The organism is Pararhodobacter sp. (assembly GCF_034676075.1).
Lineage (GTDB): Bacteria > Pseudomonadota > Alphaproteobacteria > Rhodobacterales > Rhodobacteraceae > Pararhodobacter.
Map to the genome: position 1 here is coordinate 1 of NZ_JAUCCQ010000110.1, position 13,362 is coordinate 13,362.

Below are 13,362 nucleotides of genomic sequence, written 5' to 3' on the forward strand. Positions count from 1 at the left end.
GGTCCCCAGGCCGAAGACGCGCTGGCGGTGATCGAAAGCAAGGCCGAGCGCCTCGGCGCGCCGCTGATCGTCGCCGGCCAGCATTGGTTCGCCTTCGAGGATGCCGCGCGGCTGGTTTTCCAGGACGAGAACGGGCTTCTGGATCTGCCGCTGCCCAACCTGCCCGGACCGCATCAGGTCGAGAATGCCGGCGCCGCGCTGGCCGCGCTGCGGCACCTCGGTTTTGATGCCGACGCCTGCGAGGCCGCGGTGACCGAGGCCTTCTGGCCCGCCCGCATGCAGCGCCTGCGTCAGGGGCCGCTGGTCGACCACGCGCCCGAGGTCGAGCTCTGGCTCGACGGCGGGCACAATCCGGCCGCGGGTCAGGCCATCGCCGCCACGCTGGACCGTCTGCCGCAGCGGCCGACGCGGATCATCTGCGGCATGCTCAACACCAAGGACGTGAAGGCCTTCATGCGTCCGCTGGCCGGGCATGCCGATGGCCTCTATGCCGTGTCGATCCCGGGCGAGCCCAATACGCTGAGCGCCGAGGCTACGGCCGAAGCCGCCACCGCCGCGGGTCTCAGCGCGCAGACGGCGGACTCGGTGCTATCGGCGCTTGAGGCCATCGTCGCCGAGGTGCCGCAGGCCCGGGTGCTGATCTGCGGCTCGCTCTACCTTGCCGGGGCGATCCTGCGCGAGAACGGCTGATCCGGGCCCTCCCGTCCGGTCTGAAAGGACCCGTGGCGCCCGCGCGCCACGGGTCTTCGCGTTTCAGTTCTGCCCGGCGACGACATAGCCGGGCCAGGCGCTCGCCTCGGTCGAGCCATTGCCCAGCTGCCCTGACCCGTTCGCCCCCCAGCACAGCGCATTGCCGGTGCTGTTGATGATGCCGCAGCTGTGCAGGCCGCCCGCCGTCAGCTGATCCATCGCCGTCTCCGGCCCGGCGAACATGACCGGCCGCCAGCGGCTCCGCGTCGTGCCGTCGCCCAGTTGACCGGCGGTGTTGCTGCCCCAGCAAAAGCCGGTGCCATCGACGGTCAGCGCGCAGCTGTGCAGGCCCCCGGTGCTGACCTGGGCGATGCTCTGCACCGGCAGGCGCAGCACGCGCACCGCCTGCGGGCGGTCGGTGAAGGACCCGTCACCCACCTGACCGGCGCTGTTCGAGCCCCAGCAGAAGACGTTGTAGGAATTGTTCAGGGCGCAGGTGTGGCTGCCCCCGGCCGAGATCTGGCGCACCCGGCCGAAGGGGATCACAATGGTCGGCTGGCTGCGGTTCGTGGTGGTCCCGTCGCCCAGCTGGCCCGATTCGTTGGCCCCCCAGCACAGCACCATGCCTGTGTCGCGCAGCGCGCAGGTATGGTTGCCACCCGCGGTCAGGGCGGTGACGCGGCGCAGGCCGATCACGCTGACCGGCGTCAGGCGGTCGGTGAAGCTCCGGTCGCCCAGCTGTCCTGCGCCATTGGCCCCCCAGCACGAGACGGTGCCGTTGCTGTGCAGCGCGCAGCTGTGCTCGGCCCCGGCCACGACCTGCGTCACCCGTCGCAGCCCGGGGACCGAGACCGGGCGCCAGCGGCCCTGCGTGGTGCCGTCGCCCACCTGCCCGGCGTTGTTGCGGCCCCAGCAATAGGGCCGCCCGTTCTCGCGCAGGGCGCAGGTGTGGAACTCCCCCAGCGCCACATCGCTGGAATAGACCGGGATCGGCTGCGGGTTCAGCTGATCCTCGTTCGAGGCATTGCCGACCTGGCCGCTGACGTTGTCGCCCCAGCAAAAGAGCGACCGGTCGGTGGTGCGCGCGCAGCTGTGGTGGCCGCCCGCCACGATCTGCGGCCGGCTGATGATCGTCAGCGGCTGCGCGGCCGAGGTCGAGCCGGTGAAGACGCCATCGCCGCCATAGACCGCGGTGATGGCGCTGCTGCCGATCGGCAGGCTGGCGGCCTCGATGCTGGCCCGGCCGCTGATGTCCAGCGTGCCGGTGGCGAATTCCACCCCGTCGCTGCGGAAGCTGATGCTGCCGGTCGGCGTGCCGCCCGGCCCGCTGACCACGGCGGTGAATGGTGTCGGCTCATGGAAATAACCGAGCAATGGCACCGTCAGCGTGGTGGTGGTGGCGACCTGGGCCGCCTGCAGCGTCAGGGTCAGGGTGACATGCCCCTCTGCCCCCTCATAACCCGCCACGGCGATCTGGTATTCGACCCCGGCCGTCGCGACGAAATCGACCTGTGACTGCAATCCGCAGAAATCGTCATCGTCGTCGATCAGCGCCAGCGCGTTGACCGCCGCTCCGGTGAAAACCGCCAGAATCGTGTCGAAATCGCTGCCGCAGGTGTTGATGGTCAGCCGGCCGCTGCTGGCCGGGGTGAAGCGCCACCAGATGGCGTTGGCGGCGGCGGTGTCGCGGATGGTCGGCTGTCCGGCCTCGGCCGTGGCGTCAACCGTCGTGCCGGTGAGAGTGCCGGGGGTGGCGATGGCAAGGCGGCTGGTGAAATCGTCGTTCGCGGGCCGGATCACCACCCGCGGCACGATGCTCAGCACCCGGGCGGCGGAGGTCGAGGCGGTGAACCCGGCGCTGCCCAGGAAATGCGCGGTGATCTGGTGAGTGCCGAGCGGCAGGGTGGCGAGGCTGGCGCGGGCCTGCCCCTGTGCATCCAGCGCGCTCTGGGCGAATTCGGTCCCGTCGCGGCGGAAGCTGACCATCCCGTTGACGATGCCCTGCGGTGCGCTCACCGCGGCCTGGAACAGCACGGGATTGCCCTGCGGCACCTGCGCGCCACTGCCGGGCGAGATCAGCGCCGTCGTCGTCGCGGCGGGCGCCGACGGGACCACGGCCAGCGTAAGGGCGATGGTGCCGCTGGCATCACGTTTGCCTGCGACGGCGATCTGATACTCGGTTCCGGCCAGCACCGGGAGGGTGACGCCGGCGTCGAGCCCGCAGAAATCGTCACTCTGGGCGACCGGAGTCAGCGCGTCGAGCGCCGCGCCGGTGAACACCGCCAGCACCGTGTCGAAGCTGCTGCCGCAGGTACTGACGCTCATCTGTCCGTTGACGGTGGGGGTATGGCGCCACCAGACGATGTTGGTCGCGCCGGTCACGAGGGTCGGCTGCCCGGCCTCGGCGGTGGCATTGACATTCGTTCCGGCAAAGATGCCCGACGCCGCGATCAGCGTGCGGTTGGCGAAATTGTCGTTGACCGGGCCGCCGCCGCTGCCGACCTCGGGCCGGTAGGCGGCGACCGCCTCGCGCACCGCGTTGAACCAGCGCGCCGCATCGGCCGCGCCCGGATTGCCCGCGAGGATGCCGGTCGCCCGGCCGTTATAGCTGACCTCGGGGTTCGAGAACTGGTTGATCCGGGTGCAGCTGATGCCCTGATCCGAACAACGGTTGGCATAGGCCATGATCGTGCGGAACCGCGAGGGCACATCGACATAGCTGTATTGATCCGCGGAATCGGGCGGTGTCGGGCTGACCACATAGCGGTCGTGGTTGACCCCGGCGTTATGGCCCAGCTCATGCGCGAACGTATGGTTCGAGATGCAGTTAACCGCCGTCACCGAATAGGCCAGATGCGTCGTCCAGGCGCTGGGCACGTCGGGCAGGTAGCCGATGCCGCAATACTGGCCCGAGGTCGAAACCAGCAGCGACACCAGATCGGCGCCGCGCGCCTCGCGTTCGGCATGGACGGTCTGCAGGCCGGGCTGGGTGCCCAGCCGCAGATCGTCCAGCATGGTCTCCATGTCGGTCTCGGCGTAGTTCTGCACCTGCACGAGGCCCACCAGCCGGTACTGGATCAGCACATTGCTGGTGGTGAAGCCGGTATTGGCCAGCGAAATCGCCAGATTGGCCGCGCTTTCGATGCCTGTGGCCGCGGCGGTGGTATAGGCCACCAGCACGTCGATGGTGGTGACCGTATCCGGGGGCGCCCGCAGGTCCGGCAGGCCCGGGGCGTCGTGCAGCGCGCCCTGATCCCCGTCATGCGGCGGGTGCCCCTCGCCAGGGAAGCCCGCGCCGTCCAGTTCGGTGATGCGGTGGAGGCCGCCCGGGGCGATCGGGTCGATGCGGTAGCTGCGGGGCTCGCTGCCGCCGATCTCGACATGGCCGGTGACCATGCCGTCGCGGATCACCAGATTGGCCAGCGCCTCCAGCGGGGTCTGTGCGGTGCCGGTCCAGACATAGCCGCCGCCGAAAGCCTCGGAGATCGAATTGCGCTGGAAATCCAATACGATGCCGGGGAACAGTTCGATCCGAACGCGGGTCGGCTGCGGTACCTGGTTCAGCCGCCCGGATTGCTGGTCCATGCCGAGGGGGGCGATGGTCTCGGCCAGATAGGCCTGGTCGAGGATCACGTCGCGGGCGCGGCTGGTTGCCAGGAAGGGCGGGGCGCGATCCGCCGCACCGGAGCGCAGCGTGGCGGGGGGTGTGGTGAAAAGCCCCTCGGCTGTCGCGGGCCGGGCAAGGGCAAGAAGCAGGCACAGGAGAACGAGCAGGCGACGGGTACACGGATACATGGTGCCTCGAATCATGAAGCAGTACTGGGAACCGCACCATCATACCAAGCGTCCCGAACCGCTCTATGCCGCAATCTTCTGCAATTCCGGAAAATTTCCGCAAAATTTGCTGCAACCTGGAAGCGCCCCGCTCCCATATCCCCGCCAGGGCGCCGCGCCGCGCATTCCCTTGGCCGTTGCGGCGGGACGCGATGTTCCGTAACCCTGCCTCATGTCGCTCAGCCTTGTCCGCCTGACCCTGTCGCGCTTTCGCTCGCATCCGCGGGCGGAGCTGGGTTTCGATGGCCGGGTGGTGGTGCTCTATGGCGACAACGGCGCGGGCAAGACCAACCTGCTGGAGGCCATCTCGCTGCTGTCGCCCGGCCGCGGCCTGCGCCGGGCCGCGCCCGAGGAACTGGGCGCGCAGCCCGCCGGTCTGGGCTGGAAGATCGAGGCCGAGATCGACCTTCAGGGCACCGGACACGAGATCGAGACCGCCGCCGCCCCCGGCCAGCCGCGCAGCGTGCGCATCGATGGCAAGGCGGCGGCGCAATCGGCACTGGGGCGGCTGGCGCCGATGCTGTGGCTGACGCCCGCCATGGACCGGCTCTGGATCGAGGGGGCCGAGGGACGGCGGCGCTTTCTGGACCGGCTGGTGCTGGGTTTCCAGCCCGACCATGCCGAGGCCTCGCTGGCCTATGACAAGGCGATGCGCGAACGAAACCGCCTGCTGCGCGAGGGGGTGACCGACGCCCGCTGGTACGCCGCGCTCGAGGCGCAGATGGCCGAGGCGGGCGCCCGGGTGACCGAGGCGCGGCTGGCGACGCTGGACCGCCTCGCCGCTGCGCAGGACCCGGACAGCCCTTTCCCGCAGCCTGACCTCACGCTCGCAGATGACAGCCCCGAGGATCTGGCCACGGCGCTGGCCGAGAACCGGCGCCGCGATCTGTCGGCCGGGCGCACGCTGGTCGGGCCGCATCGCGCCGACCTTGCCGCGCTCTGGGCGGCACGGGGGCGGGTGGCGGCGCAATGTTCGACCGGCGAGCAGAAGGCGCTGCTGATCTCCACCCTGCTGGCTCATGCCCGGGCCCTGCACGCCGACCGCGGCCACGCGCCCTTCCTGCTGCTGGACGAGGTGGCGGCGCATCTCGACGACGGGCGGCGCGCGGCGCTTTACGACGCGCTCTGCGCCATGGGGGTGCAGGCCTTCCTGACCGGCACCGGCCCCGAACTCTTCACCCCCCTCGGCGCGCGGGCGCAGGCGTTCCGGCTGGGCGAGACCGCCGGGGACACCCATCTGACGGAGACAGAGCTTTGAATTCGCAACGCATTACCCTGGTCACGCTGGGCGTGGCCGATCTGGAGCGCGCCCGCGCCTTCTATGCCGCGCTGGGCTGGGAGCCGCAGGAGACCAATCCCGGGGTGATCTTCTACGACCTCGGCGGCATGAAGATGGGCCTCTTCGGCCTTGACCCGCTGGCCGAGGATCAGGGCAGGAAAGGCGCGGCGCTGGGCACCGGGGCCATGACGCTGGCGCAGAACTTCGACAGCCGCGAGGCGGTGGATGCCGCTTTCGCGCAGGCGCTGGCCGCCGGGGCCACGGCCTTGAAGACGCCCGAGGCGGTGTTCTGGGGCGGCTATTCCGGCTATTTCGCCGATCCTGACGGGCATGTCTGGGAACTGGCGCACAACCCGTTCTGGCCGCTCGACGCCGAAGGGCGGCTGGCCTAGGCTGAGGTCAGCGGCAGGGCAGGGGCGGGATGCGCCGGACACGCAAATGGTGGCTCGATTACCTCTGGCGCCGCAGGCGTCAGCTGCGGCTGGCCCGGGCCCTGCGCAAACGGCGTGAGCTGACCGCGCTGGTGGACCGGACCGAGGCGATCGCCAAAGGCGACGTGCTGGCCTTCACCACGCTCAGGAACGAGATCCAGCGCCTGCCGCATTTCCTGGCCCATTACCGGGCGCTGGGCGTGCGGCATTTCCTGGTGGTCGATAACGACAGCGACGACGGCAGCCGCGATTATCTCGCCGATCAGCCGGATGTGTCGCTGTGGCACACCAGCGCCAGCTACCGGGCGTCCCGCTTCGGGGTCGACTGGATGCAGGGGCTCTTGTCGCGCCACGGGCGGGGGCATTGGTGCCTCAGTGTCGATGCCGACGAGCTTCTGGTCTATCCCCATCACGACACCCGCCCGTTGCCCGCGCTTTGCGAGTTCCTCGAGGACGAGGGCGAGGTGGCCTTCGGCGCGCTGATGCTGGACCTCTATCCCAAAGGGCCGCTCGATCAGGTCGCCTATCGCCCCGGGCAGGACCCGGTCGAGGTTCTGGCCTGGTACGACAGCGCCAATTACACGATCACCCGCAAACCGGATACCAAGGCGCTGTGGATCCAGGGCGGGCCCCGGTCGCGCGCCTTTTTCGCCGATCAGCCGGAACGCGGGCCGACCCTGGCCAAGATCCCGCTGGTCAAATGGCATTGGCGCTATGCCTATCTCAATTCGACGCATGTGCTGCTGCCGCGCCCGCTGAACCGGGTTTATGAAACCGACGGGGGCGAGAAATTGTCGGGCGTGCTGCTGCACACGAAATTCCTGCCCGGCATCGGCGCCAGATCGGCCGAGGAAAAGACCCGCCGCCAGCATTTCGGCGATCCCGGGGTGTTCGATCCCTATTACGACGCGCTGATTGCCGCGCCGGACCTGTGGACACCCTATTCGACGCCCTATCGCGGCTGGCGCGCGCTGGAGGCCGAGGGCCTGATGTCGCGCGGCCGCTGGGGCTGAGACGGCGCTGAAGTTTTCGGTTTCCAGCCGATTCGCACTCCGGTAGTTTTGGAAGAAACCCCAAAGGGACAGGCAATTGGGCATCCTCACCTCATATCGGCTGCGGCTGATGCGCCGGCGCTGGAAAATCCGCGCCCGGCTGAAGGGGCGTGAGCTGCAGCCGCTGGCCGATCGCACCAATCAGATCGGCAGGAACGCCATCCTGCTTTTCGCCACGCTGAGGAACGAAAAACCGCGCCTGGCCTATTTCCTGAAATACTACCGCGCGCTGGGCGTGGAGCATTTCCTCTTTGTCGATAACGGCTCGGACGATGGCTCGGCCGAATATCTTGCGGAACAGCCCGACGCCTCCGTCTGGCGGGCCGAGGCCAGCTACAAGGCCTCGCGCTTCGGCATGGACTGGATCAACGGGCTCTTGCGGCGCCATGGGCATGGCCATTGGGCGCTGACCGTCGATGTGGACGAATTCTTCCTCTATCCCCATTGCGACACGCGCCCGCTCAGGGCGCTGACCGACTGGCTGGACGACGCCGGGCTGCGCAGCTTCGGCACGCTCTTGCTGGATGTCTATCCCAAGGGGCCGGTCGGCGATCAGCCCTGTCTCGAGGGCCAGAACCCGCTGGAAATCGCCGGCTGGTTCGACAGCGGCAATTACGCGATCACCCGCAACCACCGTTTCCGCAACCTCTGGATCCAGGGCGGTCCTCGGGCGCGGGGCTATTTCGCCGACCAACCCCGGGCCGCGCCCGCGCTGAACAAGATCCCGCTGGTCAAATGGCACCGCAGCTTCGTCTATGTCAGTTCCACCCATATGCTGCTGCCACGCGGGCTGAACCTGACCTATGACACCTTGGGCGGCGAGAAGGCCTCGGGCTGCCTGCTGCACACCAAATTCCTGGCCACGCTCAGCGACAAGGTCCGCGACGAGATGGCCCGCGGCCAGCATTACGCCGAAAGCCGCGAATATCAGGCCTATGCCGCCGGGATCGCCGATCGCACCGACCTCTGGACCAAATGGTCGGAACGCTTCATCAACTGGCGACAGCTCGAGATCATGGGGCTGATGTCGAAAGGGAACTGGGCGTGAGCGCGCGGCTGGGCTTCATCATGCTGGTGCATACGGCGCTGGACCGCGCGGCGCAGGTGGCGCGATTCGCCGCCGCCACCGGCAGTCCCGTGGTTATCCATGTCGATGCCCGCACCCCGGCCAGCCAGCGCGAGGGGCTGGTGCAGGCGCTGGCCGACCTGCCGCAGGTGCGCTTCTGCAAGCGGCACCGCTGCGACTGGGGCACCTGGTCGCTGGTCGCCGCCATGCAATCGGCCGCCGAGCTGCTGCTCAGGGATTTCCCGGGGGTGGAGCGGGTCTATGCGATGTCCGGCGCCTGCCTGCCGCTCAGGCCGGTGGCCGAGCTGCAGGCCTGGCTCGACCGCCATCCCGACACCGATTTCATCGAATCGGTCAATGTGTCGGATGTGAACTGGACCAAGGGCGGGCTGAACGAGGAACGCTTCACCCTCTGGTTCCTGGTCGGCTTCAAGCGCAACAAATGGGTCTTCGACCGGCTGGTCGATGCCCAGCGGTTGCTTCACGTGAAACGGGATATCCCCGACGGGATCGTGCCACACATGGGCAGCCAATGGTGGTGCCTGACGCGCGAAACGCTGGAGGCGATCCTCAAGGACCCGATGCGCCCGCTCTATGACCGCTATTTCAGGCAGGTCTGGATCCCGGATGAGAGCTATTTCCAGACCCTGGTGCGGCTGCACGCGCGGCGGATCGAAAGCCGCTCGCTGACGCTGGGCAAGTTCGACCATCAGGGCAAGCCGCATGTCTTCTACGACGACCATCTGACGCTGCTCAGGCGCTCGGATTGCTTCATGGCCCGCAAGATCTGGCGCGGGGCCGACCGGCTCTATCAGCATTTCCTCGCCCCGCGCGAGGCGGGCTCCGACACGGAACCCCAACCCAGCCGCATCGACCGCCATTTCGCCCGCGCCACCGAGCAGCGGGTCCGGGGGCGGCCGGGCCTCTACATGGCCAGCCGCTTCCCTGTGGCCAACCGAGAGAACGGCAAGACCGCCGAACCCTATTCGGTGTTCCAGGGCTTCACCGAAGTCTTCCAGGATTTCGAGGGCTGGCTTTCCGCCGTGGCCAATTGCCGGGTTCACGGCCACCTCTTCGCCCCGCAGAAGGCCCAGTTCGCCGGACGCGAGCGCCATTTCGCGGGCGGGCTCAGCGACAGCGCGACGCTCAGGGATTACAACCCGCGTGCCTTCCTCACCAACCTCCTCTGGGCCACGCGGGGCGAGCGTCAGTGCTTCCAGTTCGGCCCGGGCGACACCCAGGGCCGCAAGTTCGATTTGCTGTGGTTCATGGCCACCGATTCCAACGCCCAGATCTCGGTGATCTCCGGCGCCTGGGCGGTGCCGCTCTACCGCTCGGGCGGGGATTTCGCCCAGCTGCGGCGCGAGGCCGCGCGTCTGCAGCGCATCGAATCCGAGATGATCGAGATCCTGCATGCGCCCCAGACCCGCGCCCGCATCCGCATCTGGACCATGGCCGAATTCCTCGAGAACCCGGCCGAACCCCTGCACACCCTCTTTGACGAGATCGCCCCCCATTCCGCCGCCCGGCTGATGCGGCTGCCCGATCTGGTGGACCTCACCGGCTTCGGCTCGTTCCTGCAGGAACTGCGCAATCAGGGCATGCAGCCGGTCTTGATGGGCGATTTCCCGACCACGCCGCTGCCCCCCGACCCCTCGCACCGGATGAAGTGATGGCTTTCGATTGTTTTGTGATTCTGGCCGAGATGCGCACGGGCTCGAACCTGCTGGAATCGAACCTCAACGCTTTCGAGGGGATCGAATGCCATGGCGAGATCTTCAATCCGGGCTTCATCAACACCCCCGGCACCGAAAGCTACAAGGGCGTTACCTTCGCCGAGCGCGAGGCCAATCCCTGGCGCCTGATGATGGCGGTCCGCAAGGGCGTGCGGATGCCGGGCTTTCGCCTGTTCCATGACCATGACCGGCGGATCTGGGACCATGTTCTGGCCGATTCCGCCTGCGCCAAGATCGTCCTGACCCGCAACCCGCTGGACAGCTATGTCTCGCGCAAGATCGCCGCCGCCACCAACCAGTGGAAGCTGGGCGATGTGAAGCACCGCCGTCAGGTGCAGGTTCCCTTCGTCGCCGCCGAATTCGAGGAGCATCTCTCGCGCCTGCAGGCCACGCAGGTCGAGATCCTGAACACCCTGCAGCGCAGCGGCCAGACGGCGTTCTACATCGGCTATGACGATGCCAACGATCTGGATGTGCTGAACGGCCTCGCCCGCTGGCTGGGGGTGCCCTCGCGCATCACCGACCTGCCGCGCGCGCTGAAGAAGCAGAACCCGGAGCCGCTGGAGCAAAAGCTCACCAACCCGGCCGAGGTCGCCCGGGCCCTGGCGCGGATCGACCGCTTCGACCTGGGCCGCACACCGAATTTCGAGACAAGGCGCGGCCCGTTGCTGCCGGCGATCCAGGCGGGTGCCAGGACGCCGCTGCTGTTCCTGCCGCTCAGGGCCGCGCCCGAGGCTGTCGTGACCGACTGGCTGACTGCGCTCGACGGTGCGGCGCCCGAGTCCGGTTTCGACGAAGGGCGGCTCGACCATTGGCGGCAGGCGCATCCCGGGTTCCGGGCCTTCACCGTGGTTCGCCATCCGCTGCGCCGCGCCCATGCCGCCTTCGCCCGGGTGCGCGACAGCGGCGATTTCGCCCCGGTGCGCGAGCATCTGGCGCGGCTCTATGGCGTCGATCTGGGCACGGGCCCCGATCCCGCCACCGCCTTCAAGGCCTATCTGAACTTCTGCCGCGCCTCGATCCAGGGGCAGACCGGGCTGCAACCCTGGCCGCTCTGGGCGACGCAGGCGGCGCAGCTTCAGGGCTATGGCGCGGTGATCCAGCCCGACCTGATCCTGCGGGAAGAGGATCTGTCCCAGGACCTGCCCGCCCTGGCCCGTCGTCTGGGCCATGCCGCGCCCCCGCCGCCCGGCAACGCTGCCGACACCGGCCTCGAGGCGATCCTCGACGCCGAGATGCAGGCACTCTGCCGCGCGGCTTACGCCCGCGATTACGACAGGTTCGGCTTCGGCGATCTCTGAGGGAAATGAGATGGGGGGCTCACGGTTTCCCGGAACCCCCCATCTTCCCACGTGCCCTTCGCACCACACGTAGAAACGGATATGTCCCGGACCATCCTGGCCCATGGACACACCCTGCCACGCGGTATGGTCCGAGGCAAAAGCATTCTGCGCGGCATTTGTCGCGAATGCCGCGCAGGGTGCGGGTCAGGCGTAAACCGCCTCTTTGCCGAAATGCTTGCACAGCATGTAATAGACCACGGCGCGGTACTTGTTGCGCTCGGATTTGCCATAGGTGGCGATGACAGCGTCGATCGCCTCGTCCAGCGCCGGACCGTCGGTCAGGCCAAGCTTCTTGACCAGATACTTTTCCTTGACGGTGGCGATCTCGCCCGGCTGGCTGGCCGCCACGGTCGAGGCATCGGCGTCATAGATCGACGGGCCGCAGCCGATCGTTACCTTGGTGAGCAGCGCCATGTCCGGCTCCATCCCGCATTTGTTGCGCAGGTCATCGGCATATTTGGCGATCAGTTCGTCGCGGCGTCCCATCGTTCGGTGTCTCCCTGACAATAGTCTTTCTTCGGCAGAAACCATACGAACCGCTTGGTCCCCGCCGCAAGCATAAACCGCGGCGGGGCTGGGAATTGGGCTCAGAGACGGCGCAGCAGATCGGGGGTGGGCCAGCCATCGGCGGGCAGGCCGACCTGCGCCTGCACATCCTGCACCGCGGCGCGGGTGCCGGCGCCCAGGATCCCGTCCACCTCGCCGACGTTGAAGCCCCGCGCGGCCAGACGGCGCTGCAGCTCCATCATCTGCTCGCGGCCCAGCCCCTCCTGCGGGTTGCCCGCCTCATAGACCGGCGCGCCCTCGATCCGCGTCGCGAAATAGGCGGCGGTCACGACATAGGTGAACGACTGGTTCCACTCAAACAGAACCCGGAAATTGTCGAAGATCATGAAGGCCGGGCCGCGATGGCCCTGCGGCAGGATCACCGAGGCCCTGAGCCCGCCCGAAGGCATCGGCACACCCCGCGCCTGCACCCCCAGCCGCGCCCAGTCGCTGACGCTCATCTGCGTGCGAAGCCCGGTGCGGGTCAGATCCAGGTTCGAGGGGATCTGCACCTCGACCAGCCAGGGCTCGTTCGCGCGCCAGCCATGATGGCGCAGCAGCGCGGCCCCGGTCAGCACGGCATCGGGCAGCGAACCCCGCACATCCACATGCCCGTTGCCATCGGCATCGACCCCCAGCGCCAGAATGTCGCGCGGCAGCATCTGCACCATGCCGATCTCGCCCGCCCAGGCGCCCTGCGTCGTCGCCGGGTCCAGATCGCCGCGGCGATAGAGCTCGGCCATGGCGATCAGCTGCGGGCGGAACAATTCCGGCCGGCGGCAATCATGCGCCAGCGTGGCCAGCGCATTGGCGGTGTTGATGTCGCCCTGCACCTGGCCGAAATCGGTCTCGAAGGCCAGGAAGGCCAGCATCACGCCCGGGTTGATCCCATAGTCGCGTTGCAGGCGCTGGAACAGCTGCGGCTGCTGCTGCAACAGGCGCCGCGCCCGGTCCAGCCGGTTCTGGCTGATCAACGAGCGCGAGAAGTCGATGAAGGGCCGCTGGAAGAACCCCTGCCCGCGGTCGCGGCTCAGCACCGTCTGGTTCTGCTGCAGGCGGCCGAAGAACCGGTCGGCGACATCGGCGGGGATGCCCGATTGCACCGCCTCCTGTTCCAGACCGGCGATGAAGCTGGACCAGCTTCCGCCGCAGGGCGCCGATTGGGCCCCGGCGGCAAGGGGGGACAGGCAAAGGGCCGAAATCGCGGCGGCAAGAACGAGGCGCATGAAATCTCCTGTGGAATGTTGCAGCAACCTAGCAACAAACCGCCCCCTCGGCCAAGCGTTCCCGGAAATCGCGCCGGTCACATCCCCGCCAAAAGGCCGCGCCTTCTTTGCGCTGCAAATATCCTCGGGGGGTGAATTGGCCGCAGGCCAAGAGGGGGG

At 68.1% G+C, this 13,362-nt stretch carries 10 protein-coding genes; 7 read left to right on the forward strand and 3 right to left on the reverse strand.

Going from position 1 to position 13,362, the window contains the following annotated elements; genetic code table 11:
• A partial coding sequence (locus VDQ18_RS19080; protein ID WP_416235129.1) for a glutamate ligase domain-containing protein occupies positions 1 to 690 on the forward strand: 690 nt, incomplete at its 5' end.
• Between the two features lie 63 nt (positions 691 to 753).
• On the opposite strand, the gene VDQ18_RS19085 is transcribed toward VDQ18_RS19080, so the two are convergent.
• Positions 754 to 4,485, reverse strand: a complete 3,732-nt coding sequence (locus VDQ18_RS19085; protein WP_323022491.1) for an Ig-like domain repeat protein — start codon at positions 4,483 to 4,485, stop codon at positions 754 to 756.
• A gap of 211 nt (positions 4,486 to 4,696) precedes the next feature.
• On the opposite strand from VDQ18_RS19085, the gene recF reads away from it, so the two are divergent.
• The 6 genes from recF to VDQ18_RS19115 all read left to right on the forward strand — a co-directional run bounded on the left by recF (position 4,697) and on the right by VDQ18_RS19115 (position 11,389).
• Positions 4,697 to 5,782 (forward strand): DNA replication/repair protein RecF, encoded by a 1,086-nt coding sequence (gene recF / locus VDQ18_RS19090; RefSeq protein WP_323022492.1) that lies wholly within the window; start codon positions 4,697 to 4,699, stop codon positions 5,780 to 5,782.
• Positions 5,779 to 6,195 (forward strand): VOC family protein, encoded by a 417-nt coding sequence (locus VDQ18_RS19095; protein WP_323022493.1) that lies wholly within the window; start codon positions 5,779 to 5,781, stop codon positions 6,193 to 6,195. Before recF ends, VDQ18_RS19095 begins: the two co-directional genes overlap by 4 nt.
• A 29-nt stretch (positions 6,196 to 6,224) precedes the next feature.
• Positions 6,225 to 7,247 (forward strand): glycosyltransferase family 2 protein, encoded by a 1,023-nt coding sequence (locus tag VDQ18_RS19100; RefSeq protein WP_323022494.1) that lies wholly within the window; start codon positions 6,225 to 6,227, stop codon positions 7,245 to 7,247.
• 109 nt (positions 7,248 to 7,356) lie between these two features.
• The gene (locus VDQ18_RS19105) at positions 7,357 to 8,334 is read left to right on the forward strand and encodes a glycosyltransferase family 2 protein (RefSeq protein WP_323022495.1); all 978 of its coding nucleotides are present in this window, start codon (positions 7,357 to 7,359) and stop codon (positions 8,332 to 8,334) included.
• 20 nt (positions 8,335 to 8,354) lie between these two features.
• Entirely contained in the window at positions 8,355 to 10,025 is a 1,671-nt protein-coding gene (locus tag VDQ18_RS19110) for a beta-1,6-N-acetylglucosaminyltransferase (RefSeq protein WP_323022499.1), read from the forward strand.
• Positions 10,025 to 11,389: a nodulation protein NodH gene (locus VDQ18_RS19115; RefSeq protein WP_323022496.1), complete on the forward strand. Its 1,365-nt coding sequence runs from the start codon at positions 10,025 to 10,027 to the stop codon at positions 11,387 to 11,389. The genes VDQ18_RS19110 and VDQ18_RS19115 overlap by 1 nt, the downstream gene beginning before the upstream one ends.
• Positions 11,390 to 11,575: 186 nt before the next feature.
• On the opposite strand, the gene VDQ18_RS19120 is transcribed toward VDQ18_RS19115, so the two are convergent.
• Both VDQ18_RS19120 and VDQ18_RS19125 read right to left on the reverse strand, forming a co-directional pair.
• The gene (locus VDQ18_RS19120) at positions 11,576 to 11,917 is read right to left on the reverse strand and encodes a DUF2853 family protein (protein ID WP_323022497.1); all 342 of its coding nucleotides are present in this window, start codon (positions 11,915 to 11,917) and stop codon (positions 11,576 to 11,578) included.
• Positions 11,918 to 12,018: 101 nt separating this feature from the next.
• On the reverse strand, positions 12,019 to 13,203 hold the full coding sequence (locus VDQ18_RS19125; RefSeq protein WP_323022498.1) for a peptidoglycan-binding protein: 1,185 nt from the start codon (positions 13,201 to 13,203) through the stop codon (positions 12,019 to 12,021).
• Positions 13,204 to 13,362: the final 159 nt, after the last annotated feature.

Coding starts and splice junctions, on each gene's coding strand:
- VDQ18_RS19110 (WP_323022499.1), top strand. CDS start 8,355: ATGCTGGTGCATACGGCGCTGGACCGCGCGGCGCAGGTGGCGCGATTC.
- recF (WP_323022492.1), top strand. CDS start 4,697: ATGTCGCTCAGCCTTGTCCGCCTGACCCTGTCGCGCTTTCGCTCGCAT.
- VDQ18_RS19085 (WP_323022491.1), bottom strand. CDS start 4,485: ATGTATCCGTGTACCCGTCGCCTGCTCGTTCTCCTGTGCCTGCTTCTT.
- VDQ18_RS19100 (WP_323022494.1), top strand. CDS start 6,225: ATGCGCCGGACACGCAAATGGTGGCTCGATTACCTCTGGCGCCGCAGG.
- VDQ18_RS19125 (WP_323022498.1), bottom strand. CDS start 13,203: ATGCGCCTCGTTCTTGCCGCCGCGATTTCGGCCCTTTGCCTGTCCCCC.
- VDQ18_RS19115 (WP_323022496.1), top strand. CDS start 10,025: ATGGCTTTCGATTGTTTTGTGATTCTGGCCGAGATGCGCACGGGCTCG.
- VDQ18_RS19105 (WP_323022495.1), top strand. CDS start 7,357: ATGCGCCGGCGCTGGAAAATCCGCGCCCGGCTGAAGGGGCGTGAGCTG.
- VDQ18_RS19120 (WP_323022497.1), bottom strand. CDS start 11,917: ATGGGACGCCGCGACGAACTGATCGCCAAATATGCCGATGACCTGCGC.